At 50.7% G+C, this 22,515-nt stretch carries 22 protein-coding genes; 18 read left to right on the forward strand and 4 right to left on the reverse strand.

Going from position 1 to position 22,515, the window contains the following annotated elements; all coding sequences use genetic code 11:
- Together traD and NP589_RS13250 are read left to right on the forward strand one after the other, a co-directional pair.
- On the forward strand, window positions 1-1,544 hold a 1,544-nt coding region (traD, locus tag NP589_RS13245; RefSeq protein ID WP_256607425.1), incomplete at its 5' end, for a conjugative transfer system coupling protein TraD.
- On the forward strand, window positions 1,541-2,173 hold the full coding sequence (locus tag NP589_RS13250) for an IncC plasmid conjugative DNA transfer DtrJ family protein (RefSeq protein ID WP_256607426.1): 633 nt from the start codon (window positions 1,541-1,543) through the stop codon (window positions 2,171-2,173). The genes traD and NP589_RS13250, both read left to right, overlap by 4 nt.
- A 406-nt stretch (window positions 2,174-2,579) precedes the next feature.
- On the opposite strand, the gene drt3b is transcribed toward NP589_RS13250, so the two are convergent.
- From drt3b to NP589_RS13265, 3 genes are all read right to left on the reverse strand, one after another.
- Window positions 2,580-4,517 (reverse strand): antiviral reverse transcriptase Drt3b, encoded by a 1,938-nt coding sequence (gene drt3b / locus NP589_RS13255; protein WP_256607427.1) that lies wholly within the window; start codon window positions 4,515-4,517, stop codon window positions 2,580-2,582.
- Window positions 4,510-5,691: an antiviral reverse transcriptase Drt3a gene (gene drt3a / locus NP589_RS13260; RefSeq protein WP_256607428.1), complete on the reverse strand. Its 1,182-nt coding sequence runs from the start codon at window positions 5,689-5,691 to the stop codon at window positions 4,510-4,512. The genes drt3b and drt3a overlap by 8 nt, the downstream gene beginning before the upstream one ends.
- Before the next feature lie 342 nt (window positions 5,692-6,033).
- The gene (locus tag NP589_RS13265) at window positions 6,034-7,272 is read right to left on the reverse strand and encodes an NYN domain-containing protein (protein WP_256607429.1); all 1,239 of its coding nucleotides are present in this window, start codon (window positions 7,270-7,272) and stop codon (window positions 6,034-6,036) included.
- A 247-nt stretch (window positions 7,273-7,519) separates the two neighbouring features.
- On the opposite strand from NP589_RS13265, the gene NP589_RS13270 reads away from it, so the two are divergent.
- From NP589_RS13270 to traN, 16 genes are all read left to right on the forward strand, one after another.
- Window positions 7,520-8,053 (forward strand): hypothetical protein, encoded by a 534-nt coding sequence (locus NP589_RS13270; RefSeq protein WP_256607430.1) that lies wholly within the window; start codon window positions 7,520-7,522, stop codon window positions 8,051-8,053.
- Between the two features lie 48 nt (window positions 8,054-8,101).
- Complete coding sequence (locus NP589_RS13275; protein ID WP_256607431.1) at window positions 8,102-8,410, forward strand: integration host factor subunit beta; 309 nt, start codon at window positions 8,102-8,104, stop codon at window positions 8,408-8,410.
- Window positions 8,411-8,600: 190 nt separating this feature from the next.
- Window positions 8,601-8,882, forward strand: a complete 282-nt coding sequence (gene traL, locus NP589_RS13280; protein ID WP_256607432.1) for a type IV conjugative transfer system protein TraL — start codon at window positions 8,601-8,603, stop codon at window positions 8,880-8,882.
- Window positions 8,879-9,490: a TraE/TraK family type IV conjugative transfer system protein gene (locus tag NP589_RS13285; RefSeq protein ID WP_256607433.1), complete on the forward strand. Its 612-nt coding sequence runs from the start codon at window positions 8,879-8,881 to the stop codon at window positions 9,488-9,490. Before traL ends, NP589_RS13285 begins: the two co-directional genes overlap by 4 nt.
- Window positions 9,487-10,464, forward strand: a complete 978-nt coding sequence (locus NP589_RS13290; RefSeq protein WP_256607434.1) for a TraK domain-containing protein — start codon at window positions 9,487-9,489, stop codon at window positions 10,462-10,464. The genes NP589_RS13285 and NP589_RS13290 overlap by 4 nt, the downstream gene beginning before the upstream one ends.
- Complete coding sequence (locus NP589_RS13295; RefSeq protein ID WP_256607435.1) at window positions 10,464-11,843, forward strand: TraB/VirB10 family protein; 1,380 nt, start codon at window positions 10,464-10,466, stop codon at window positions 11,841-11,843. Before NP589_RS13290 ends, NP589_RS13295 begins: the two co-directional genes overlap by 1 nt.
- Before the next feature lie 27 nt (window positions 11,844-11,870).
- Complete coding sequence (locus tag NP589_RS13300; RefSeq protein ID WP_256607436.1) at window positions 11,871-12,695, forward strand: DsbC family protein; 825 nt, start codon at window positions 11,871-11,873, stop codon at window positions 12,693-12,695.
- Between the two features lie 5 nt (window positions 12,696-12,700).
- Window positions 12,701-13,207 carry a TraV family lipoprotein gene (locus NP589_RS13305; RefSeq protein WP_256607459.1) on the forward strand — a complete coding sequence of 169 codons (507 nt, stop codon included), beginning with the start codon at window positions 12,701-12,703 and terminating at the stop codon, window positions 13,205-13,207.
- Window positions 13,208-13,335: 128 nt separating this feature from the next.
- A complete protein-coding gene (traA, locus tag NP589_RS13310; RefSeq protein ID WP_256607437.1) occupies window positions 13,336-13,635 on the forward strand; it encodes a TraA family conjugative transfer protein in 300 nt (99 codons plus the stop codon).
- 13 nt (window positions 13,636-13,648) lie between these two features.
- Window positions 13,649-13,906 carry an RRXRR domain-containing protein gene (locus NP589_RS13315; RefSeq protein WP_256607438.1) on the forward strand — a complete coding sequence of 86 codons (258 nt, stop codon included), beginning with the start codon at window positions 13,649-13,651 and terminating at the stop codon, window positions 13,904-13,906.
- Window positions 13,903-16,317, forward strand: coding sequence for a type IV secretion system protein TraC (gene traC / locus NP589_RS13320; RefSeq protein ID WP_256607439.1), 2,415 nt, complete (start codon window positions 13,903-13,905; stop codon window positions 16,315-16,317). The genes NP589_RS13315 and traC overlap by 4 nt, the downstream gene beginning before the upstream one ends.
- Window positions 16,307-16,624, forward strand: coding sequence for a hypothetical protein (locus tag NP589_RS13325; RefSeq protein ID WP_256607440.1), 318 nt, complete (start codon window positions 16,307-16,309; stop codon window positions 16,622-16,624). Before traC ends, NP589_RS13325 begins: the two co-directional genes overlap by 11 nt.
- Before the next feature lie 4 nt (window positions 16,625-16,628).
- Window positions 16,629-17,177 carry a signal peptidase I gene (lepB, locus tag NP589_RS13330; protein WP_256607441.1) on the forward strand — a complete coding sequence of 183 codons (549 nt, stop codon included), beginning with the start codon at window positions 16,629-16,631 and terminating at the stop codon, window positions 17,175-17,177.
- 28 nt (window positions 17,178-17,205) lie between these two features.
- The gene (locus NP589_RS13335; protein ID WP_256607442.1) at window positions 17,206-18,369 is read left to right on the forward strand and encodes a TrbC family F-type conjugative pilus assembly protein; all 1,164 of its coding nucleotides are present in this window, start codon (window positions 17,206-17,208) and stop codon (window positions 18,367-18,369) included.
- Window positions 18,366-19,409 (forward strand): TraU family protein, encoded by a 1,044-nt coding sequence (locus NP589_RS13340; protein ID WP_371929671.1) that lies wholly within the window; start codon window positions 18,366-18,368, stop codon window positions 19,407-19,409. Before NP589_RS13335 ends, NP589_RS13340 begins: the two co-directional genes overlap by 4 nt.
- Window positions 19,409-22,192: a conjugal transfer mating pair stabilization protein TraN gene (gene traN / locus NP589_RS13345; protein ID WP_256607443.1), complete on the forward strand. Its 2,784-nt coding sequence runs from the start codon at window positions 19,409-19,411 to the stop codon at window positions 22,190-22,192. The genes NP589_RS13340 and traN overlap by 1 nt, the downstream gene beginning before the upstream one ends.
- Window positions 22,193-22,204: 12 nt before the next feature.
- Here the strand turns inward: traN and NP589_RS13350 are convergent, their stop codons facing one another.
- Entirely contained in the window at window positions 22,205-22,477 is a 273-nt protein-coding gene (locus NP589_RS13350) for an HU family DNA-binding protein (protein WP_256607444.1), read from the reverse strand.
- Window positions 22,478-22,515: the final 38 nt, after the last annotated feature.

Raw genomic sequence — 22,515 nt, forward strand, 5'->3', positions numbered from 1 at the left:
ACGGCTGGGGGTTCGATTGGGTGCAAAAGCATGCCCAGTTTGCCTACGAGATTTTGAAACGGGATGTCTCGACATTAATACCGAGCGATCATCGACGCATGGGCTCGGCCTGGATTCATGGCCTGGAAGTATCCGAAAACGACATTCGTCAGCCCTTGCAGCATACCGCAGGCCATACGCTGCTAGTTGGTACCACCGGTGCTGGTAAAACGCGGGCCTTTGACGTGTTGGTCACTCAGGCCGTCTTGCGCGGCGAGGCCGTGATCATCATCGATCCCAAAGGCGATAAGGATTTGATGGCCTGCGCCAAGCGCGCCTGCACCCTGGCCAAGCGCCCGGATCGCTTCGTGTATTTCCACCCGGCGTTTCCAGAAGACAGCGTGCGCCTTGATCCCTTGCACAATTTTAACCGGCCTTCGGAAATCGCCAGCCGCATCAGCGCCATTTCGCCCAGCGAAAGCAGTAACGATCCGTTCAAAGCCTTTGGCCAAAAATCGCTGGATAACGTGATTCAAGGCTTGATGGTGATAGAGGAACGGCCAACGCTGGTTAAGCTTCGCCGTTACCTGGAAGGCGGCCCTTCGACCCTGGTGATTCAGGCCCTGGAACGTTATTTCGACAACAACCTGGGTCATTGGCGGCAAGAGGCGCGGCCTTATCTGAAAAACGCTAAGGACATCGATTCCAAAGCGGTTGGCTTGGTCCGATTTTACCGGGAGGTCGTGCAGTATCAATTGCCGAACTTGGATTTGGAAGGACTGTTGTCCTTGTTCGAACACGACCGGGCGCACTTCAGCAAGATGGTCGCCTCGCTGATTCCGATCATGAACATGCTGACCTCCGGTTCCTTGGGACCTTTGCTGTCACCCAATCCGCATGACGTGGATGACTTGCGTCCCATCACCAATACCGGCCACATCATCGAAAAAGCCCAGGTGGCCTATATCGGCCTGGACTCGTTATCAGACGGCATGGTGGGCAGTGCGATTGGCTCGATTCTGCTGGCCGATTTGGCGGCCGTCGCCGGCGACCGTTACAACTACGGTGTCTCGGACAGACCGGTGAATGTGTTTGTCGACGAAGCCGCCGAAGTCATCAACGATCCCTTCATTCAGGTCTTGAACAAAGGTCGAGGCGCCAAGATTCGCCTGTTCATCGCCACGCAAACCTTTGCCGATTTTGCGGCCCGCACCGGTTCCCAGGACAAAGCCCTCCAAGTGCTGGGTAACGTCAACAACTTAATCGCGCTGAGGATCATGGACAGCGAGACCCAGCAGTACATCACCGACAATCTGCCGAAAACTCGGCTCAAATACATCATGCGCACTCAAGGCGTTGCGACCAGTGCGACTAACCCCAGTGTGTTTTCCGGCAATGTCGGGGAACGACTGATGGAAGAAGAAGGCGACCTGTTTGCACCGCAGCTGTTGGGGCAACTGCCCGATTTGCATTACATCGCCAAGTTATCCGGTGGCCGGATTGTCAAAGGTCGCTTGCCGATTCTGCGGTCCGCCCAACAAGACCGCCAAGGCGCGGAATCATGACGCGCAATCTGTTGTTCAGCCTGATGCTGTGGTTACTGGAAGTGGTCCTGGTGGCCAGTTTTGTTTCGGACCGATGGACGCACGAACTTCAGCGCGCCGAAGACCGCATGATGATCGATTACTTTGGTGCCGAAAAAGAATCCCAGATCCGCCAAACGGCACAACACTGGTTTGATCGATTATTCGTCACTACCGGCATTCGAGAGAGCCTTTTCCGCTACTTCATTCCAACCGAACGCGAACGCCAAATGTCTAAAGGCTTCGAGGATGTGGGGCGCCACGATTTGTTTCCGTTTATCGAAAGCCGGCTCAACGTACTCTGGGACACCATCTTTCAAATGATCAAGCGCCTAATCACGGCGTGTATTTGGTTGCCTTACTTGGCGGTCGCTTTCCTGCCGTTCGTCGTCGACGGACTGGTGCGGCGCAAGATCAGCCAGACCAATTTCGATTATCCCAGCCCCATGGCGCATCGCTACAGCCTTTATCTGATTATGGGTGCGCTGTATCTGCTTTTGGTTAGTTTAACCCTACCGTGTCCAATACCACCGCAAGCGGTTCCTGTCGGCGTCTTTGTCGTGGCCTACTCCGTCAACGTGCTGTTGGCCAATACGCAAAAGCGGATTTAGAAGAAAACGCTAGGTCGTAATCGCTCATAGATTTGGATACCAAGAGAGCGTCGGGGGATAAACTTTGCAGCTTATGAACTAGCCTTGTCTGCCACTAGCCGCCTGTCGCTAAAATAGTGGCGAAACACCCAAAACAGCCGCTTAACGCTGTCAGCAGAAGCGCAGCTTTGCGACTGGCCTCGTTAACTCTTTTCTTTGCAGGCTTTCACCCATCTTTTCTAAAAAAATGGCAAGCTTACAGAGACATCCATTCCTAATCACTAACGCGGCGTTTAAGTTAGGTGTCTGAGTTAGCTTGGTATAATTGGGCGCCGCCTGCCTCCCATCGTGTGTGTGGCTAAGGATTCCCTAAGCCCTTACAAACACAGAAGTGATTGCAGAAACCTACGGAGGCAGGCGACATAAACTAGTTGTATGAGAAAATATACTCTTTTTTCTCCAAGCTATTTTTTAAATATTCTGGGTCTCTCCAGCTAACAATAAAGTCTTTATTAAGCACTATTTGACTTTGCGTGTCCACATTGAATTGTACTGGTATTTGTTTGCTATTTAAGGTGATTTTTTTAATTTCATCTATCATATTTTTTCTCACTGTCTTACTGATGTATGGGCAAGCCAAATAATCAAAGTAGAACATAAAGAATTCGGAGGATATAAACATATCATCACTATTCAGAAAGTAATTATCAGCTGCTTCAATGAGCTCATCTCGTAGTTGACTGTACTCTTGGTTGCTCTCTATATATATCATGAATGTTATCCAACGAAAATAGAAATCATTGGTTTCTGAATGCTTCTCCAAGCTACCAAAATACTCTTTCAGTTTATTCTCCGGTAGCTGATATTTTGATGGTAGCATTGTTAAGATAATCAAGAGGTTTAATGTCTCAAGTCCAATCATGTCATTCGCATGATTAACAAATATATTTATTGCTTGCTTAACATGGTCGAAAATTTTCTTGTTAATTATTTCTTTATGGCTTTGTGGCCAATCCGAAGTTCTTTCAAGCAGATCGTGAATTAATCGCGCCAACCTATCTGTTGGTCTTATCCGAATATCCATTGCATGAACAAAAAACAGCACATCCAAATCAACCAACAGCCAATTTAAATGAAATTCTTCTTTTGCATCAATCTCTGCTATCTTTGACAAGTACGTAAGCATTCGCTTTGCAATTGCACTAAACAGATAGTTAGAAATTGAGTTGTACTCAACTTTATGATTAGCCAAAGCCATTTTGATTTCAGATATTGTCTTATTGGCTTTAGAGCTTGGTTTTGTTAATTGAACAATGGATTCTGAATCAGTGTCTTTTTCCTTATAACGTGAATTGTAGTATTCACCTACAGCATGGCTTAATACGTGTTTAGCCAAAGATATGTCAGTGGCAAAAGGCCTAGAGGCTATTGTTGTTTTTGCCTCATTCAAATACATCTTATATTCCAAGAGACATGATTCTAGCGCTTTTATAAAAGTTGTTTTCACTTCTCCAGAGCGAAAGAAAACAAAATAATCATCGACATAGCGCCTATAATCATAGTCTTTCGAAATTCTATACCCATTCTTGATCATTTTGTCGACTAGGTTTAAATCGATTTTCTGTAAAATAATTTCTGCAAAAATCCGACTCACTTCAGGTCCTACGATAATACCGTTAGTCTCACGATAATTGGTGAGCTGCATTAAGCTATCGAATTCCCCATCAAAACTTCCCTTTGATTTATCTTTTGCCAAGCGCTTATTTTTTACAGCCCAACCAATTGAATGCGTATAGATACTGGGAAAGCACTTGGATACATCAACCTGAAGCATGCTGTGAAACTGCTTTTCCAGTTTGTGATACTCATAAGACTCGAAAAAACGATATAAAAATGGATATTTTTTGTATTTAAAATAGGAACTTGAAACAATCCGTTCTTCGTCTGCGCTTTCAACGCCATCAGTTAGCTTTGATCCTTCTTGAGATTTACCATAGAACTTGGTTGATTTTCTATAAGGGTGTCTTAAAGAGTATTTTGATTTTGTACAGTAATATTCTATAAGATCATCGTATTTATTATAAAAATCACAAACTTTCAGCTGAGCTACCGGGTGCATGATTGATATTGCACGTGACGAATTGCTACCACCTCGACTTACGAGGTAATCCAAAGGAATATAGACTCCAGTTTCACTTTCAAAATTTAGACCAGAAATAGTCTTATATGCATTAGTATGCTCTGGGGTACTAAACCGCTGATACATTGTGAAGTTAGAGAACCATAACGGTAGTTCATAGGGAAGAACATCGGTTAGCAACGTTCTTAACTTGTCATTAGTATCTACTTTAATAATATCAGGCATTTTGCCAAGCCCGCATTATTTGAGCTGTTTGCTTCTTGCTAAATTTCCCTATATTCCGTTTTCTTGCATTTCCATATATTGATATTTTCTTAATTTTTTCTTGTTCTTGTTGATTGAGTCCAAATCGATGGCTAGCCAATTGTTGACAGAGAAAACCATCAAGAGACTTTAAACACTCAAAGCCATCAGTCACATACTGATAGTTATGAGCAAGACCTGCTAATAAATCTCCATTCTTACCCTTTCGTACTCTTTTCAGCATACAAAGATACTCGAGCCTTCTTTTTAGAAGGGATATATTGTTTTGTTTTTTATGATCACAAAAACTGATTGCTATTCGAGATTTAATTTTATTTAATTTCAATCGAGATATTTTCAAAGTTACATTGTTTGGCTTATCTTTTTTAGACTCCACCTTGATCGAATACCCCAAGTAATCAAACTCTGCTGAGCATGAAGGATTACTATAGTATTTCCCAGGATTATTATTGAGACTGAGTTCCATTTCATTCATGAGGTCTTCAACATAAGTTTGTACGCCGCTTTGCTTACCTGCTGGCGTTAGAACAATGATGTCGTCAACATATCTTGCGCTATATATCACATCAGGATTTGATGCCACTTTCTTATCTAATGATTCTAAATAAAGCTCTGCAAGTGTAGGGCTTATTGACAACCCTCTGGGCAAACCATGCATATCATGATTACTCCGAAGATCACTATGAATTTCGTTAAGTAACTTGATACATTCAGGGGCGAGAATCAGTTCATCTTCGAACTTATTGATTAGATATTTAAACTTTATGGTTTCATAACAATCTTTGACATCTAATCGAAGGACGTGATATTTGCCAGAGTCTTTTAGCAGCGTTATTAACTGTCTGACTATTCGATTACGATCTGACTGCCTGACTTTATAAATTCGTCGAATAAACCGATCAAGTAGCTTGATTGCAAAATCATCTTCCATTTTCGCCGGGATAAAGACTGGCTTGCTCTTTACTGTCCTTGTGTCTAATGATGATAGCGTAATGTTATGTGAATTCCAGTGCTTAACAGTGTGATCTACGGCTGTTTCGACATCGCCATAACCAGACAATAAACCCCACTGCCAAACATCTGATGATGCAAGTGCTTTAGAAAGTTGCTCCCTATCAAAAACCTGTTTCAGCATTGATTCAGTCTATTGCTTAGAGTTAACGTCAAGGCTGATCACCGCCTAAAATCCTTATAGTTCTAAACATGATATACTTTTTGCTCGTCAAATTTTGGTTTTCAATGTCGTCAATATTTTGATTTATAAAGATAAAACTAAATTTCAGTGCCGAAATCTGATGTACAAAAAGTATAACATACACTTTTGGCATGATAACTTGGTCTGGATAACTTCAACGACTGGCCGAGTGCTTTTAAATGTCTGTTCTTCATAAGCTTGCTGCATTCGGAAAATTTATCTGACAGTCCGCTTGGGGTCGCCTTTGACCTGTCAATCTCAACAAAATAATCCAAGATTCATTCATTTTTCTCCAATCATCTTTTTAATAGCATCTTTGCTTATTGTTGATAGGGTGATTTTCTTAATTTCCTTGGCTTTTAGCTGAAAACTGGAGATTTTGGTTAATTCAAGCAGTGTAGAAATGATTAGCTTATCTATTTTTAACAAAAAGTCTTTTAATGCAATTTTCCTGACTTTGATTGCATCGATACCGCCTTTCGCTTTTTCGGTATGAACCAAGTCCAGTCTAACAAACAGATTGAAGGCTTTATTGACGTCTGCTTTTGATAATTGACCATCTACCTTATGGCTTACCGTAAACACCGCATCCTTGAGCGTGGTCATATCGGAGGTTATCGATTTAATCGCAGTGGCTTGTTTGTAGATAGTTTTTAGTCGATCCGCGCTAATTAGACGTAGATTGTGTTTTTTTAGAGCACTGACATACTGTTCCGAACTGGTTGGCTTGGGTTCGTCGACTTTATCGTTTGAAGACGTGCCATCCAGCGCTGCATAATTGACGGTTCCGACTTTGGTCAGTTTGACGCCTGCAATCGCGGTTAAGAACGCGGTGAAAGTGCTAAAGTTAAATTGCTTTTCGTCAAAGTTTAACTGGGCTTTCAAAGTATTCTTCAGCTGCGAGATGTTGACGGCCTCTTTTGCATCCTGCAACAGTTGAGTGACTAACCGATTGGCAGCGTTTAGTTCTGGTACGGCATTAGTCGCAGCAGGGTTTGTCGGTAGCGTAGCTGGTGGCGCCTGTTTGGCAGTGGATCCGGTTTCTAATAATGGCTGTCGATATTCAACAAAGTCATCGGTATAGATGAACCGGCTGCACGATGTTTTGACGCATTCACTTAATGTTGAATGTTGTCCGACCCCAATCACTTCCTTTTCCATTTCCCGAAGGCGTCGGAACACCGGACTGAAGTCCGAATCGCCTGTGACCAATACAAAGCAGTTGATATTCGGCAGTTGCCAGGCGCACTCAATGACATCGACCGTCATTTGGATATCGGCCGTATTTTTACCGGTGACGGGATGGTAACAATGAATCAACTCGAAACCTTGCTGATTGATGGCAGCTTGGTGCATGGCAAGTTGGGGACGACTCCACACGCCGTAAGCGCGGCGTATGATGATTTGTCCCAATTGTTTCAGCTCGTTGATCAATACCGTCACGCCGTCGTTCTTAATCCAACCGGTGACATTTTCCGCATCGACAAAGACCGCAATCCTGTTTGTTTTGAGCGTAGTCATACTATGTAAGCGTAATAGTCAGATGATGACTTTCAGTAAATGTGGGTGGAAAAAACTGCTGAAACAACAGCCCATAAAATACACAAGCGCGCAGCGGCCACGGCATGATTTATGCCGATTAGATGGGAAAGTTTAGCCGTAAATCAAGGATTCGTCGCTATTACGATTGGAATCAAATATTTACTGAGGAGTTGAAGCGGATTGTCCTTTAAAATTAAAGCCTATGTGCACAATCGGCCCCAATGTTATGGAATATCTAAAACTTTGCGTAGGTGAACGCTTCGATCACGACATGCCGGAAGAAGGCATGAGTATTGTTCTCGCTAACGGCGCGCCACTATTGACTTTTAATTTTTCAGTTTCACTGGGCGAAATCCAAGCGTTTCTCAATGGCGCCGCCTCGTTTGCTTTGTTTGCCGAACAAAAGCACCTGTTCTTTTTGTTTAAAGTCGAGGGCTTCCTGGATTGGTCCGACTTGGCCTTTACCATTCATTTAGCCGGTGACGAGACGATCGATGAGGGCCATGCCTATCTGCCGTTTAATCTGGTTTTGGTGGATTCGGATACCAAGATCGTCAAAGGCCTACGCATGGTGACTGTTTCGCCTGATTTCCGGTCGAGATTGGCAGGATTGATCAGACAGCAAAGCGCAGCCCCTTTTGATACCTTGGCTTACTATCAATCGATAGGCCGTTTGTATGAAAAATATCCTACGGCAGGCGACTTGCTCAAGGAGGCCATCGTTATCGAACAAGGTGGCGCAACACTGCCGACACTGTAATTGCCTGACACCTATCCTTCGAACGATTAACCCAATCCATCCCAGAGCATGACAAAATCCCAACTCATCGAACGCATCAGCCTTAGGTTGCCTCATCTACTGCAACGGGATGTCGAGATGGCCATCAACATCACCATCGATGTTATGAGCCATCACTTGGCACAGGGCGAACGTATTGAAATTCGAGGGTTTGGTGGGTTCTCGGTGAATCAGCGTGCTGCCCGCATGGGGCGCAATCCCAAGACAGGCGAACCAGTCAGCGTGCCGATTCGGTATACCATCCACTTCAAGCCAGGCCTAGACTTGCGTGAACGTGTGGAACTATCCAGGGGCCGTTTTCCGGTGATTACTGACTGATCAGCCAGCCACTCAAGATTTCGGCGAACCAATTACCCGGTCGTTCTCAAAATACTGCTACAAAGGCGAAACCGCATTATTTTCAAATTTTCATAGCCCAACTTGCGAAAGCGCGATAAATAGCGAGTTTTCGCAAACGACTCGCTAAAAATCCGCCTCACAATAATGACCATCCCAACCGGAGGTCATTATGGAACCCGTTGCCATCCCCCAATCGATCGATGATCCCATCCACATTTTGCTGTGGAGTGCGGACGAGATCGTGCCCTTCATGGTCAGCATGCTCACCGGTATGTTGATTGATCAGTTCATGCCCGGCTTGGTGCTGGGTTTCATTGCCGTCAAGTTTTACCGGCGATTCCGCGATAATCGGCCTGACGGTTATACCTTGCATGCGCTGTATTGGCTGGGCTTGTTGCCCAGTCGCGCACGGACCATTCCCAATCCCTACATCCGCCGGTTCCTGCCATGAGATGGTCGGATTTTCTGCAAACCTGGGATGGCCACGAGACCGAGAATCGGCTCAGCCGGGTGATCATCATCGGCTTGTTGGTGATCTGCGTGATTACCTCGCTGGCCGCCTGGCGCACCGAACGTAGCATCATTTTGGTGCCGCCGAGCTTGACGCAGGAAGTCGAAGTCACCCGCAGCCAAGCTTCCAGTGAGTTTAAGGAGTCTTGGGGCTTGTTTCTGGCTGAACTCCTCGGCAACACCACGCCGGCCAATGCCGACTTTCTGAAAACCGCAGTCGAGCCGTTATTGGCACCCGATATTTACCGCAGTGTCCTGGATGCCATGAGCGATCAAATCAAGGCCATCAAAATGGACCGGGTCGCGATCAGCTTTACGCCGCGTCACGTCGATTACGAAGCCGAGACCAACAAAGTCTTCGTCAGCGGCGAACTCAAAAGCCAAGGCCCCAGTTCCAAACCGGACGTCAAACCCCGTACCTATGAATTCATCATCGCCATCAAAAATTATCGGCCCCGCCTGGAATACATCGACGTTTATCCGGATTCCCCCAGAACTCTGGCCCGTTTGAACGCTACTCAAGGCCAACCCCAAGAGGTAAAACCATGAAACTTGTATTGCATCTTTGGCTATTACTCTGCATTGCCGGTTCGGCATGGGCCGCCGATGGCTTACCCGTGACGGTGTTGCCGCCGGTAACCACTGTGATCGAAGATTCATCCTCATCGCCATCGCAGCCAGTTGTCCCATCGCAGCCCGATTTCGGCATCGAGTTACCGCCGGTCGATGCCAGCATCTTGAAAGCAGCCAAACAGCAAGCGGCAGCATCAAACTCAGTATCAGCCACTTCCATCGGCCCGCAGCACATCGCGGTTAAACCCGGTATCAACGAACTGATGCCGATTGCCGTCGGCCACCTGAATCGCCTAGTCACGCCGTTCGAACATCCGGTGGTCACGACCACCAGCCAGGCCACCACCAGTACCAAAGGCAAAATCGTCTATGTCGCCACCGCCGACGAAACGCCGGTGACCTTATACATCACCCCCGGCGATAACCAGGACATCGCGCTATCACTGACTTTGATCCCCAAACGCATTCCGGCACGGGAAATCCATCTCGATCTGGACAAAGACAGCTACCAGTTGTTGAACCAATGGCAGCGCGCCGATAGCGCGAATCGGACGTCGAATCAGCAAGAACAAGCCTACATCAGCCAACTGAAAACCTTGTTTCGGGATTTGGGTTTGCAGAAGACCCCAGCCGGTTATTCGCTACGCGAACCCAAGCCCCAGGAGCAAATTCGCTGCCTGCAAGACCGCCTGCAGATCAAAACCGGCCAAGTCCTGGAAAGCCAGGATCGGCTGATTCTGGTGGGGCTTGCCAAGAATACCGGCGACGACATGCTCGAGTTCGATGAGCGCAGTTGTGCGACAACGCAACAGGACGTGCTGGCCGTGTCGGTCTGGCCCAACGTGGTGTTGAAACCGCAGGAAGCCACCGAATTGTATGTCGTAGTCCGACAATCGCCCGAGGCGTCATCCAGTTTGCGGCCTTCGTTACTGGGCGGAGGCCAACCGTAATGGCAGCTCTCGATTCGTGGTGGACACGCTTGAGCCCGACCGCCAAACGTAATTTGGCCGTGGGCAGCATCGGTACCGTGCTGTTGGCCGTCATCATCGCACTGGCCACCGTAACACCGGAAGTCAGCAAACCGCTGAGCAAACAAGCGACCATCCAGCATATTTTGACCGACAGTGATCCCCGTTCTTTGGGCATTGACGGTATTTCCGCGCAACTACGCGATCTATTGCAGAAGAACGAGGAACAAGCTCGCCGTCTGGTTGCGATCGAAGAACAGCAACGCCGGGAACAGCAATCCGACGAACTGCGTTTCAAACAATGGACCAGCGCCGAGCGCGAAGCCTATGAAACCAAATTGCAAGCGGTCACCGGTGAAGTCGAGACGCTGAAAAACAAAGCATCCACACCGTCAGTAACCGGCAACCCAGTTGACGCCAGTCAACCTACCATGGAGCCATCGACACAGGGAAGAAGTTTTAACCGCCGCCCAAGCAACGCGCCTTTCGACAATGGACAAGACGATCTCAACCGCGTCTTCGAGCAGGCCGCCATTCCCGCACCGACACAGGGTAATACTGGCGTCTCGGGAGGACGATCGAATTCTCAAGCGCCTGCGGCGATGCAGATTCGAGTCATCCAGGAAGGTGCTGAGCAGTCCAACGGTAAAGACAAAGACGCAGCTCCGACCAACAATCGCGGGCTCTCGCAGCAAGGTCATGCCAGCAGCGACGTCTTCATCCCGGCCGGCAGCATATTGACCGGGGTATTGTTGAATGGTCTCGATGCGCCAACCGGCAAGAAGGCCAAGAAAGAACCGATGCCGGTGCTGTTTAGGATCAAGAAGGAAGCCATTCTGCCCAACCGTTTCCACGCCGATGTGCGGGAGTGCTTTCTGCTGGCCGCAGGCTTCGGTGAATTGAGTGCTGAGCGCGCCTATTTTCGCGGCGAGACCTTTTCCTGCGTACGCCAGGACGGCGGCGTGATCGAAGTACCGATGAATGCCTATGCCACCGGCGAAGATGGCAAAAACGGGGTGCGTGGCCGGGTGGTCTCCAAACAAGGTGCGTTACTCGCCCAGTCCATGATGGCCGGTTTTCTGCGTGGCTTTTCCGATGCCTTCGGTCGCAACCAAATTCCAGTGCTGATGACCGGTGGTCTGGGAGCGCTATCCGGTACCACACCATTCCAAAGTGCCTTTTCCTCGCAGTCGATGGAAGGCGGTGCCTTGAAAGGCGCGGGCTATGCGATGGAGCGGCTGTCGCATTTTTACATGGACATGGCTGAAGAGATTTACCCGGTCATCGAAGTCGATGCCACCCGCCAGGTCAACTTCATCGTGCAAAAAGGCACGGCGCTGAAGCTGAAGTCACCGAGTTGATTCCTTAATCCAAACCCAAAGGTCGTTATGACGCTACGCCACATACCTTTATTACTGGTCCCGCTATTCATTACATCGATTGCTCTGGCCGCTAATCCGCCAAAACCACCGGTCTCGGATATTGCCGCAGGCCTTTTGTCGATCAAGATCGACGGCATGCAGGATTTACCGATCTCTGGCCTGAAGATGGTCAAAACCGGCGATCAAACCGTATTCATTTCCAGCAACGGCCGCTTTGCCTTTTATGGTGGCAAATTGATGGATATCTGGACTCAGCAGGAGATCAAGGAACTGGCGGACATCGACAAGATTGCCAACCGTATCGACTTATCGCGGATGAAGCTCAAGGCCGACGATCTGGGCGCAGTGACCGTCGGTCACGGTAAAGCCCAAGTGTTGGTATTCATCGATCCGCGCTGCCCGTACTGCGGCAAAGTCATGAAAGACCTGCAAGCCTTGCAAGACCAGTACACCTTCAAACTGGTGATGATCCCCATCCTCGGTCCAGAATCGCAAAATATTGTCGTGCAACTAGCGTGTCAATTGGTATCCAGCGAGACAAAAGCCAAAGACGCGGTGCGCGACCGCTTGTTGAAACAGGATTACGCCGGATTACCAGCCGAGCCGCCCGGCCAGTGCAACAAAGAGCCGCTGCAAAAAGCCGTGGTCACCGCCAAGCTGTTCGATTTAAAGGGCGTGCCGTTTCTGATCGCCCCGGACGGCCGCACCCACAGTGGCGCACCCGAGGTGTTAGCCGATTGGTTGGACGACAAACCGAAACCATTGCCCAGTCTGGCAACGACGCCCGCTACAAACGCCCAAAATGCCAACGCACCGGAGACACAGCCTTGAAAACCATGCACTCCAATTCCCTGATTTTTATCGGCCTGTTGCTGATGGTGTTAACCACCGGCTGCGCCACCACCGAATACGGCTGTAAAGGCATGCCGGATGAACCCAGCTGTCTGTCGACGACGCAGGCTTACCAGGTCACCAATACGGCAATAACGGAAGCACCTGCGGAAAATAACCCCAGTTCGGAGTCAACCTCAACACCGACACTCGCACCGCCGTTACAACAGCCCGTGCCCAAGATCGAAGATCCCACGCCGATTCGCACGCCATCGCAGGTCATGCGCATCTGGATCGCGCCTTGGGAAGATGCCGACGGCGATTTGATGGTGTCCAACTATGTCTACACCGAACTGGAACCGAGGCGTTGGATGATCGGCAAAGCGGCATCAGCAGCCAATGCATCGTTGATTCCGTTGCAAGTTGAGCAACGTCCACCGGAGAAACGATCCAGCGTCGATACCGCTGAAGACGAAAGTCCTGTGAATCGATTAGGCAAACCATTGCCCTGAGCCTTAATCCCTTTTTACCGCAGGTCACACACCCCCTGCGAGAGTGAGCGGGCAACCGCTTAAAACCTGCCGGACTCACCGTCCGAGATTCGACGGGCAACCGTCGTTTAACCTAAGAGGACATTTTGATGAAAACATCCTATCGAACCGGGGTCTTGGTCACTCTGGCATCGTTATTTTTTATGTTGATGGCATCCGACGCCATGGCCGGTACCGGCGGTACCGAGTTCAACACTGTCTGGACCTTGCTCACTGGCTGGGTGGAAGGCTTGCTCGGCCGCATCATCGCCATCGTGTTCGTGATCGTCGGCTTGGTGGCCGGTGTGGTACGCGGCAGCATCATGGGCTTTGTGCTAGGGATTGCTAGCGGGGTCGGCCTGTTTGCGGCGCCGACTATCATAACCAACATTGTGACGGCAACCCTTTAGGCGGACGACCACGATGACCGGTTCAAGTATTGATACCGAGAACGCGGCGGGCAACCGCCGCCCTTGTCCATCGGTGAAGGAGACGCGGACCGTCAAAGTCCAGTCCGCCAATGGAAAACCCATCAATCCCTGCCATCCGGCGAGAGCTCGCCAGTTATCACGCAAAAAGCGTGTGGTTCGCGTTTGCCGGCATCCCTTCACCATTCGCTCATGCCAGGAATACCAAACCGAAGCCATGCAGCAACTCTATCTCGAGGATCTCGCACCATGACTAACTCGCAACGCCAGCGTGCCGATCAGTTATTCACGGTGCTCGCTTACGAATACGACCATCATCTGTTCCTGATGGCCGACGCCAGCATTGGTTTCGGCTTTATCTGTAGTCCGCTGACCGGTGCCGATGCCAGCGTTTCTGCGCGGGTCAACGTGTTGCTGAACCAAGACTGGCCAACCGAGACTTTGCTGCAAGTCAGTCTTTGGACTTCACCGGATATAGAAGAGTCGCTGGCCGTGATGCAAACCCGGCGTCTAAAACAGCAAAAACTGACCTATAAAACCATGACGGGCGCCAGCATCGATTTCCTGCGGCAAGGCACCAGCAAACCACCGGAAGCGATTTCGGGCGCAAGACTGCGACGCAGTCAGGTCATCGTCACGGTGAAATTGCCCATCGCCAATCCCAGACCCAGTGAAGCGGAAATCCGCCGCGCGACCGAGTTGCAATTGGCTACACAACAGTCCTTGTCGACCATCGGCTTGTATCCGGAAGTGTTAGGTGCCGATCAATACGTTCGCCTCTTGAACACAATACTCAATTGGCATCCGGACGCCGGCTGGAAAGATCGTGTGGTTCCGGAATGCGATCCCACCCAACTGATTCGTGATCAGTTATTGGACTTCGACAATGCGATTCGGACCGACGAAAAAGGCATTTGGCTAGGACAAAAACGCGTTAAGACCTTATCCGCCAAACGCACCCCCGATCATTTTTACTTTGGCAGCGCCAAGAGTTATCTGGGTGATATTTTGTCCGGCACGCGCGGCATTCGTCAGAATGCATTGATCAGTCTGACTTTGCATTACCCCGATGCCGAATCGACCCGTTCACGACAAGAAGGCGTTAGGCAATTCATCACCAACCAGGTCAATACGCCAATCGCCCGGTTTTTGCCGGTACTAGTACAACGCAAACACCATTTCGACGTGTTATTCGATGCCTACCGCGACGGCGACCGGCCGATTCGGGCCTATTTCGGTGTGCTGCTGTTCTGCGATGAACAGGATGAAGCCGCAGCTGTTTCCAATGCTCGAGTGTATTTCCGGGAGCTGGGTTTTCAGTTGCTGGAGGATAAATATTTCTGTCTGCCGTTTTTCCTGAACTGTTTGCCGTTTGGGCCGGAGCGAACGGCGATTGCCGATCTGAAACGCTATCGCACGCTGGCCACGCGGCATGCTATTCCGTTATTACCGCTATTCGGTGATTGGGCCGGCACCGGCACGCCGACTTTGAATTTCGTCTCGCGTAACGGCGAGCACATGGCCGTGTCGCTGTTCGATACCACCGGCAATTACAACCTATGCATTGCCGCCGAATCCGGTAAAGGCAAATCCTTTCTGACCAACGAGATCATCGTCAGCTATCTGACTGAAGGTGCACAAATCTGGGCGATCGATGTCGGCCGCTCCTATGAAAACCTCTGCGAGGTCTTGGAAGGCGATTTCGTCAAATTCACCCACGGTTCAGGCATCTGCATGAACCCGTTCGAGATCGTGCAGAACTTCGAGGAAGAAGCCGATATGTTAGCCGGATTGGTCAGTCAAATGGCGGCACCGACCGAGAAACTGACCGATTTCCAGACCGCCGGTCTGAAACGTATTCTGAAGCAACTCTGGACCGAAAAAGCCCAGTCCATGTCGGTCGACGACATTGCCAGACAGTTGTGTAGCGAAACCGATCAACGCCTAAAGGATGTCGGTGAGCAGCTTTTTCCATTCACCACCCGAGGCGAATATGGCCGTTATTTCAACGGCAAGAATAACGCCAAGTTCGCCAGCGACTTTACCATACTGGAACTGGAAGAACTCAAAGGCCGTAAGCATCTGCAGCAGGTGGTGTTGCTGCAACTGATTTATCAAATCCAGCAGGAAATGTATCTTGGCGAACGCAATCGGCCCAAGATCGTGATCATCGACGAAGCCTGGGATTTGCTCACCGAAGGCGATGTAGCCAAGTTCATGGAGCATGGCTACCGGCGGTTTCGTAAATACGGTGGCGCAGCGGTGACAATCACGCAGTCAGTGAACGACTTGTACCGCAATGCCGCCGGCCGCGCCATCGTCGAGAACTCGGCCAATATGTATCTTTTGGGACAGAAGGCCGAAGTCATCGAAGGCATGAAGCAGGACCGCCGCTTGCCATTGTCGGAAGGCGGCTATGAACTGCTAAAAACCGTGCATACCCTGCCCGGTGCCTATTCCGAAATTTTCTTCATCACCGAGATGGGTTCCGGTATTGGTCGACTGATAGTCGATCCGTTCAAACGCATTCTATTCTCGACCAAACCCGAAGACGTCAACGCCCTGAAGCAATTGCGCCGGCAAGGATTGAGCTTGGGTGATGCCATTCAACAGCTGCTCGACAGTCGCAAAACTAAAATTCGGGAGGTCAGTCATGGACGTTAAATCGCAATGGCTGAGCGTGATCTTGATTGCGGCCAGTTTCGGCACCGTAGGCGGCTGGTTCGCCGCTCACCAGCAACTTCAGCAGCCTTTGGCACGTTTGAACTTGGTCACGCCTGTGTTCGTGCTTGATCGGGCCAAGCTGATTCAGGCGATACCGCCCAATGCCAACCAGGAGCAAATGGCCCAAATTGTCGATGACTGGCAAAGCCAGGCGCGCAAACTCAGCGATGCAGGCTATCTGGTGATTGATTCAACGGCCGTGGTTTCGGCACCCCATGATGTTTATATCCAAAACACAGGACGGTGAACCCATGAACCGCGCCTACATACAATCGAAACGCACCCAGCCACGTCCGTTTCAAACCAAAGCCGCCTTGGGTTGGTTTTTACTGAAGGCCTTACCGATCTTAATATTGGTGTTGGCGGTTGAGCGCTATGTCGGCCAACGCTTTCTAATCGGCGGCGACGATCAAGTCGATCGCTGTTTGCCGGATAAGTGGATTTACCTGATCGATACCTACAACAAGGACATTTGGCGCGGCGATTTGATGGCGTTCCGCGCCGAACGCATGGCGCCGTATTTCAAGGACGGACAGAGCATCGTCAAAATCGCCGCCGGAGTCACGGGCGATACTGTCCATGTCGATCCCCAGCACACCACGATTAACGGCGAACGGGTCATCGACGGGTTGCCGTTGACCGAAAAGCTCAACAAGCCGGCGGCCCAATTCAAACGCCATGAAACGATCCCTCCTGCGGCCTATTGGGTCACAGGCCAGACACCGAAAAGTTTTGATTCTCGGTACTGGGGGTATGTCTATGACCATCAAGTGATTGGGCGGGCTTATGCGTTGTTTTAAAAATCCATCAACTCGGTTGCCTCTACTTGTGATCAGTCAAACGGCGTGCTTATTAGGATCATTGTTCGCCGGCTCGATCAATGCTGAAGAACAATGGCTGACCCGTTCACAGCAAATTCTCAATGCGTTAGAGAGCCAATCCAAACCCGCTTGGTTGGAAAACAATCCGCATCGGCTTGAAGCCAGGCAGCAGGCACTGGAAGTGTTCAAGGCTTCCAAACCCCTGACTGATTTGAGTTTGGGAGCAGACTCGTCACCGTTGGGGAAAAATGGTCAAGCACTCAAAGTGCTGTTCATCTCGTTTTCACTGGGCGAATCGGTGCTCAAGGGCATTTTCGAAGACGCTTCAGGGCAAGACGATGTGTTGTTGGTCTTTCGTGGGCCAAAACCCGACCAGAAATTACCGGCCTTGTTCGCCGAGCTCAAGCGGTTACTGAACGGCATCGATCCCTTACCGAACATTGTCATCGACCCCACCCGTTTTCAAAAATGGCGGGTGTCGTCGGTGCCCACCATCGTCGTCGAGTCCGGTGATAAGGCCTTGCTGCAATCCCGAGGGGTCAGCAGCCTGACCTGGCTGAACGACAAACTCAAAGCCGGTGCGAGCGGCGATTTGGGCCGGTTGGGCGAAGTCTACGACATTGCTGAAATCGATCTGCTCGATGAAATCAAACGCCGCATGGCGGCCATCGACTGGCGACAAAAACAGCATCAGGCCATAGCCCGGTTCTGGGAACAACAAAAGTTCGAACACCTGCCAACCGCCGAAGAAGATCGTGATCGGACCATAGATCTAACCATCACCGCGCCGCGCGATCTGACCGCACCCAATGGCCAACTAATTATCCATGCCGGACAAACCGTCAACCCTTTGGACAAAATGCCGTTTGGCTTATGTCTGGTGGTGTTTGATGCCACGGACAAAACACAAATCTCATTTGCCCGGCAACTGTCTTGTCAGGACAAACAGGCGCGCGTGATGTATTTGGTCTCAGCTTTGCCGCGTCAGGATGGCTGGGAGAGCCTGAGGGCATTGGAAACTGCGTTTCACGCCTCGGTGTATTTATTGACGCCGGATGTGCGTAGTCGTTTTCAATTGCAGCAGATACCGGCAATTGTCGAGCAAATGGGGAATCGAATAGCCGTTCATGAACGCAAAGTGTTGGTCTCAACGACAGGAAATCCGTCATGAATTGTTTGATTTTTCCTTGGTTGCTCTCTTGGCTGTTTTGTTTGCTGATGAGTCTGGCTACCAATCTTCATGCCGACACAACGACCACCGCTACCGATCCTTTATGCGCCGATGCCGAACTGTGGTCAGGGAAACTGACTACCGATATTTGCTGGAGCTGCCTATTTCCGATTCGTGCGGCGGGTGCTTCGTTAGGCGGTGGCAACGTGCCGAGCATCGCGACCGACGAGAAGTTCTGTTTTTGTACCGATCCGATGGGCATTCCGGAACTGGGCATGACCATGGGTTTATGGAATCCTGCCCGCCTAATCGAGATCGTGCGAAATCCCTGGTGCTCGCCAGCCTTGGGTGGGCATAAATTCAGTGCATCCAATGTGCGTCTGATCGCCACCACCGGCAAAGCCAATTTCGACGCTAGCGAGATGTCGTTCTTCAATTATCACTATTTCGCGTTTCCGTTGACCATTCTGCTGGATCTGTTCTGGGATGGGCGTTGTAATAGTGACGGCTACCGGGATTTCGATTTGCTGTATGTCTCCGAGCTTGATCCGACCTGGAACAGCGATTTGCTGGCCTTTTTCACCAGTCTGGAAACCGCACTGTTTGCGAATCCGGTAGCCATTTCAGCTTGTGTCGCCGATGCCGCGGCGGCGGCCACCGGCAATCCGCTCGATGCCTTGTTCTGGTGTGCCGGCGCCTGGGGGCACATGTATCCCTTATCCGGCATTTCGCCGACCAGTTACGGGACCGACCCGCGTATCACCAGTTTATTGGCTACGCGCGCCACGGCATCCTTACATCGGCGCGGGCTGGCCTGGAAAACCTCGGGCAACGATGCCTTATGCGGTGGCACGATTTATCCCTTCATTCCTAAATCCCAATATCGGCTGTCGATGTTTTATCCGGTCGCTGAAACCGAATCCAATCATGTCATCGGTGAGACCACTTTCAAATGGGGTGCGGGTCGCACTTATCCGGGGCCGGGTGAAGATCATCTATACCTGCTGTGGCGTTGGCAGGATTGCTGTGTGGGGTTGTGATGCATATCTGGGCATTGTTCGAACCTCAGCGCCGAATTACGCAGACACTGTCTGCGATTTTGTGTGTGACTATGGCCTGGACGCCATTTGGGGTGTCTTGGGCTGATGCGATACAGGCTGCAGGCAACGACGGGCAACAATTGGGTCAACAGATTGTAGATGGCTTTCAATTCCCAATTGATGCCGGCAACGGTTCTCTGACGTTAAATCCCGGCACGTCTCAGGAAAACGCCATTTCTATCGGCACACTGTTTCCGGATACCAACGGCTCAACAGCGACAACCAACGATTTCGCCAATCTCTACGGCAACAACCCCGGAACGATTGCAGCCGGGTTGAATGCGCAGACCGATTTGAACGGCGAAACCAGCTTCACCGGCGAAGCCTATCGCACCTTGATCGACAATGTCCACCAGTCCCACCCGGATTTACACAACGATGCCCTCTGGGATGCCGGCGATCAGGTGTTCAACGATTTCACGCCTTGGGCACAGTCGTTCTCGGACTGTACCACTGTGACCACGCAAACGGCGACCAGCCATTCAGTACAAATACCGGATTATCAATTGTGTCTGCGCCAACCGACAGTGCCGCAAAGTTGCACCGCCACGCATCAGGTCAACGTCGAGCCGTTACTCAGTTTTGTCTCCGGTGACGGCGGCATGTCCAGCTGCGGGCCGGGCTGTATGGATTTGTATGTCGGTCGGGTCGGTGACAACTACTGGTCAGCCGGATGCGCGGTGTTTACTTGGCAAGTGACCTATAACGTATTGCATCCAGAAGCGATCATAAGCGCCACACTGGAGGATGTGGAGTTCGACGACCATGCGCGTGTGTATTACGGCGGCAATCTGATTTATACCGGCTCCACCGGCTGGGGTGGTTCGTGCGAGCTCAGCAACAGTTGGGTCGACCATCCCAATCGCGACGTCACCTACGCCTTCAACAGCACGGGCAACAAAGTCTTTAAACAGGACACCCTAGTCGGTGGTAATGGCGAAGGTTATTCCAGGATTCGGCTACGCTACGATTTGTCGAAACTGATCACCCAGGATCAATGGAGCTGGAGCGGGCCGAATTGCCAGAACTTGGCCAACGCAATCAGCGACGGCATTTGCCAGGTCGGCAGCCAATTGAGTTGTACGAATGACCCCGCCAATGCTTCAGGCTGTTACGTCGATCCGACTTCGCAGGTGATGGTTTGCGGTACGGATTTGGCCCAAGCCCCGGTGGCCAGTTCGACCGGGATTCGCAATACCTGTATGAATATCCAGTCCTCTGGACACTGCGATTTGAATCAGTATGGCCAATGCTGGACCGATACTGCCGGCACCCACTGTTTAGAACCGCCGGCGAACGGGATACCCAACAAGACCTGTGCGTCGTTGGAAACGCAAGGCTGCTCGTTCATCAAAAGCCAATGTACCAGTGTGTTGGCCTCCGGCACCTGCTGGGACAGCGTCGATACTTATGACTGCGGGCAAACGGTGGGCATTCCCGGCATTCAAAGCAACACCCAACAGCAATGTTCCGGGCCGATTCGGTGCATGGGGGAAGATTGCATCACCGTGAATCGCACCCAGAGCCAGGATTTCAGCAAGGCGGTCGCCTTACTCAACAGCTCTCAGCAAATGGCGATGGACTTGCATTGCGACTACGCCAATGCCGATCTGCAACAAAAGGATCCGACCACCTGTCAGGTATTTCAAGGCAAACCGGCCAGTTGCAAAATGGTCGGCGGCGCCCTCAGTCTGGTCGATTGCTGCGAAACGCCTTCGGGTGCGATGGGACTGGGACGTTACATTGATTTGCTGATAGCCACCAGTCAAATGGACAGCACAGTCATGGCTATGGACAGTACCTCGGCGATTCGTGGCGCTTGGGAAACCATGCGCACCCCGTTTACGTTGGCCGGCGATGCCTGGAACAGTTTTCAGGCGGATTTTGCCTCGACGGTAAATGACCTGGTCGGCACCGACATGCTCAGTACCAGCGATATTGCCTCGCAAGGCTTGCTCGATTCTCTCAAAGGCGAATTGATGAAATCGGTGGCAGAATGGATAGGCCAGACCTTTGGCGAAGCGGCCGGCAATGCCTTATTCAGCGCTGGCGGCCAGGCTGCCTTCGATTCGGCGGGTAATCTGACACCGGCGGCGGAATCGGGTGGCGTTGAATTGGGCGGCGGTGCCGCAGTCGCAGGCGAGTTGCTCAGCACCTTGATGACGGCTTATACGGTGGTGATGATCATCATCATGATTATCCAGATAGTCTATTCCTGCGAGGAACCCGAGTACGAACTCGCCGCGAAGAAACAACTCAAAGTCTGCACGGACCTCGGCACCTATTGCGAAAGCAAGGTGGCTGGCGTGTGTTGGGTGCGCAAGGAGAGCTACTGCTGCTACAACTCGCCGCTAGCGCGCATCCTCAATGAACAAATCAAACCGCAGTTGGGCATTGATTTCGACACGCCGGAAAGTCCCAGTTGTACCGGCATCAAAGTCGCGGATCTGGACCGCGTGGACTGGACCCAAGTCAATCTCGACGAGTGGTTGGCGATTCTGGCGCAGACGGGGCATTTACCGACCGCCGCCAATGCCGCATCCTTGCTCAATCTGGATCAACTCACCGGATCAGGCAGCCGACTCAATCCGCAGAAATACGGCGCAGCCTCCAGCGGCCGCCAAGACACCTTAACCCGTACTCAAGGCCGGATGACCGATTTGGATGTACCCACGGTCAAACGGCAGTCGGAACTGGAAGGCTGGGGCATGGGGCCGCAATGAGCGGTCTAAAACTTACTGAACCGCGTCTTTCAGGCCTTTGCCGGCTTTGAAGGATGGCAATTTGGCGGCAGCAATCGTAATGGCTTCGCCTGTTTGTGGATTACGGCCAGTACGTTCGGCACGTTCTTTCACTTCAAAGGTGCCAAAGCCCACCAACGCCACGGAATCACTGGATTTCAGAGCAGCTTGGATCGATTGGGTGATACCGTCCAGTGCGCGAACGGCGTCGGCTTTAGTTAGATTGGCGTGGCTGGCGATGGCATCGATAAGATCGGATTTGTTCATAAATTTAGGTGTAGGTTTAAGATAAAGAATTGATTTAG

It is taken from the genome of Methylomonas rosea, assembly GCF_024505055.1.
Classification (GTDB): domain Bacteria; phylum Pseudomonadota; class Gammaproteobacteria; order Methylococcales; family Methylomonadaceae; genus Methylomonas; species Methylomonas rosea.

Excerpts from the sequence above, each read along its gene's own strand:
- drt3a (WP_256607428.1), bottom strand. The coding sequence starts at position 5,691 with ATGCTGAAACAGGTTTTTGATAGGGAGCAACTTTCTAAAGCACTTGCA.
- traA (WP_256607437.1), top strand. The coding sequence starts at position 13,336 with ATGAAAACATCCTATCGAACCGGGGTCTTGGTCACTCTGGCATCGTTA.
- NP589_RS13250 (WP_256607426.1), top strand. The coding sequence starts at position 1,541 with ATGACGCGCAATCTGTTGTTCAGCCTGATGCTGTGGTTACTGGAAGTG.
- NP589_RS13275 (WP_256607431.1), top strand. The coding sequence starts at position 8,102 with ATGACAAAATCCCAACTCATCGAACGCATCAGCCTTAGGTTGCCTCAT.
- traC (WP_256607439.1), top strand. The coding sequence starts at position 13,903 with ATGACTAACTCGCAACGCCAGCGTGCCGATCAGTTATTCACGGTGCTC.
- NP589_RS13290 (WP_256607434.1), top strand. The coding sequence starts at position 9,487 with ATGAAACTTGTATTGCATCTTTGGCTATTACTCTGCATTGCCGGTTCG.
- NP589_RS13340 (WP_371929671.1), top strand. The coding sequence starts at position 18,366 with ATGAATTGTTTGATTTTTCCTTGGTTGCTCTCTTGGCTGTTTTGTTTG.
- NP589_RS13350 (WP_256607444.1), bottom strand. The coding sequence starts at position 22,477 with ATGAACAAATCCGATCTTATCGATGCCATCGCCAGCCACGCCAATCTA.
- traN (WP_256607443.1), top strand. The coding sequence starts at position 19,409 with ATGCATATCTGGGCATTGTTCGAACCTCAGCGCCGAATTACGCAGACA.
- NP589_RS13300 (WP_256607436.1), top strand. The coding sequence starts at position 11,871 with ATGACGCTACGCCACATACCTTTATTACTGGTCCCGCTATTCATTACA.
- NP589_RS13305 (WP_256607459.1), top strand. The coding sequence starts at position 12,701 with ATGCACTCCAATTCCCTGATTTTTATCGGCCTGTTGCTGATGGTGTTA.
- NP589_RS13315 (WP_256607438.1), top strand. The coding sequence starts at position 13,649 with ATGACCGGTTCAAGTATTGATACCGAGAACGCGGCGGGCAACCGCCGC.
- NP589_RS13325 (WP_256607440.1), top strand. The coding sequence starts at position 16,307 with ATGGACGTTAAATCGCAATGGCTGAGCGTGATCTTGATTGCGGCCAGT.
- NP589_RS13295 (WP_256607435.1), top strand. The coding sequence starts at position 10,464 with ATGGCAGCTCTCGATTCGTGGTGGACACGCTTGAGCCCGACCGCCAAA.
- NP589_RS13285 (WP_256607433.1), top strand. The coding sequence starts at position 8,879 with ATGAGATGGTCGGATTTTCTGCAAACCTGGGATGGCCACGAGACCGAG.
- drt3b (WP_256607427.1), bottom strand. The coding sequence starts at position 4,517 with ATGCCTGATATTATTAAAGTAGATACTAATGACAAGTTAAGAACGTTG.
- lepB (WP_256607441.1), top strand. The coding sequence starts at position 16,629 with ATGAACCGCGCCTACATACAATCGAAACGCACCCAGCCACGTCCGTTT.
- NP589_RS13270 (WP_256607430.1), top strand. The coding sequence starts at position 7,520 with ATGGAATATCTAAAACTTTGCGTAGGTGAACGCTTCGATCACGACATG.
- NP589_RS13265 (WP_256607429.1), bottom strand. The coding sequence starts at position 7,272 with ATGACTACGCTCAAAACAAACAGGATTGCGGTCTTTGTCGATGCGGAA.
- traL (WP_256607432.1), top strand. The coding sequence starts at position 8,601 with ATGGAACCCGTTGCCATCCCCCAATCGATCGATGATCCCATCCACATT.